The organism is Collinsella sp. AF37-9, assembly GCF_003475115.1.
Lineage (GTDB): Bacteria > Actinomycetota > Coriobacteriia > Coriobacteriales > Coriobacteriaceae > Collinsella.
In genome coordinates this window covers 1-1,484 of sequence record NZ_QROQ01000060.1, presented here as the reverse complement: position 1 = coordinate 1,484, position 1,484 = coordinate 1, and the positions used below count along the sequence as shown (strand labels likewise).

Genomic DNA, 1,484 nt, shown 5'->3' with positions numbered 1-1,484 from the left:
GGTAGTGTCGAGAAAGTTGGTGTAGCGTCCGATCCGAAGCGAGTCGGCCCGGCGTCCAAGAACCTGGAATACGGTTGATATCCTATGCCGCCTCGATCCTGTCCGCAAGCTCGAGGCCGGATTCGATCATCTTCCTGGCCTCAGCCTCCAGCCGCGACCAGTCGACCGTCCCGTCGAGCCCGCGCGTGCGGCCCTCGTCGTAGAGCTCCCTCATCTTCGCCTCCGAGAAGTACCTGGATTCCTGCCATGCCTCGTCCTGCTCGCACATGACCGCGCCTGCCAGCCGCACCAGCGACGCCGTCGAGGGGAACGCCTGCACCACCCTCGACCTGCGCTTTATCTCGCGGTTCGTCCGCTCCTGGACGTTGTTGGTGCGCAGGCGCTTCCAGTGCGACGGCGGGAAGTCGAGGTATGCCAGGGCGTCCGGCTCGGCCTCCTCGAGGATCGCCGCCGCCCTCGGGCAGCACCCCTCCAGCATGTCGCACGCCACGTGGTACATGGCGGTCACGGTGGCGGCGTCGCGCCCGCGGAACACCTGCGAGACGATCCTGCCCACGCGGCGCCTGAGCTGCCAGGAGCCCGCCTCGCGCATGCAGTCGCGCATGAGGTGGACGGCGCAGCGCTGCCATGCCGCCCCCTGGAAGACCTCCGCCGCGGCCGCGACGAGGCCCGCGTGCGCGTCGGAGACGACGAGCTCCACGCCGGAGACGCCGCGGTCGCGGATTTTCCTGAGGAATGCCAGCCACGAGTCGTACGACTCCGTGTCCACCACGCCGACGCCCAGCACGCGCCTCCAGCCGCCCGCGTCGCAGCCGATGGCCGTGACGACGGCCGTGGAGGCCACGCGGCCCCCGCGGCGGCACTTGACGTAGGTGGCGTCGAGCCAGACGTAGGGCACCGGCGAGCCGTCGAGGGGCCTCGCGCAGAGCTCCTCGATGTCGGCGTCAAGGTTCGACGCGATGGCGCTCACCTGGTCCTTGGAGAGCCTGGACACGCCCATCTTCTCCGCGACGCGCCGCACCTTGCGGGTGCTCGTGCCGGTGGCGTACATCTCGGCGACGGCGGCCACGAGGGCGCGGTCCGCGCGCTGGTAGCGCTCGATCACGTCGTCCGGGAAGAAGCTGCCGGTGCGGAGCTTCGGGATGCGCAGCGTCAGCGTGCCGACGCAGGTGGCGAGGCCGCGCTCCCGGTAGCCGTTGCGGCTGTTCGCCCCGCCGCCGCACAGCTGGTCGGCCTCGGCGTCCATCACGGCGTTTACGACCTGCTCGGCGAGGCGCCTGAGCAGCTCCTGCATGTCGATGGCACCGTCGTCGAACCGCGGCATGGCGAGCATGTCCGGCTTCGGGTCTGATAAGATTTCCATAGCGGTCTTCGTCCTTTCCTAGAACCTGTTGTTGTGGTGATTTCAGATTCTAGGACGAAGGCCGCTCTTCGTTAAACGGACGCTAGGGAGCCACCCTTACACCAACATTTTCGACGCGATC

At 68.3% G+C, this 1,484-nt stretch carries 1 protein-coding gene; it reads right to left on the bottom strand.

Annotated features, from left to right (window positions below):
• Positions 1–82: 82 nt before the first annotated feature.
• Positions 83–1,363 (bottom strand): IS256 family transposase, encoded by a 1,281-nt coding sequence (locus DW024_RS09880; protein WP_118377606.1) that lies wholly within the window; start codon positions 1,361–1,363, stop codon positions 83–85.
• Positions 1,364–1,484: the final 121 nt, after the last annotated feature.

What these genes read in the sequence shown, in the direction of transcription:
- DW024_RS09880 (WP_118377606.1), bottom strand. Translation starts at nt 1,363, where the DNA reads ATGGAAATCTTATCAGACCCGAAGCCGGACATGCTCGCCATGCCGCGG.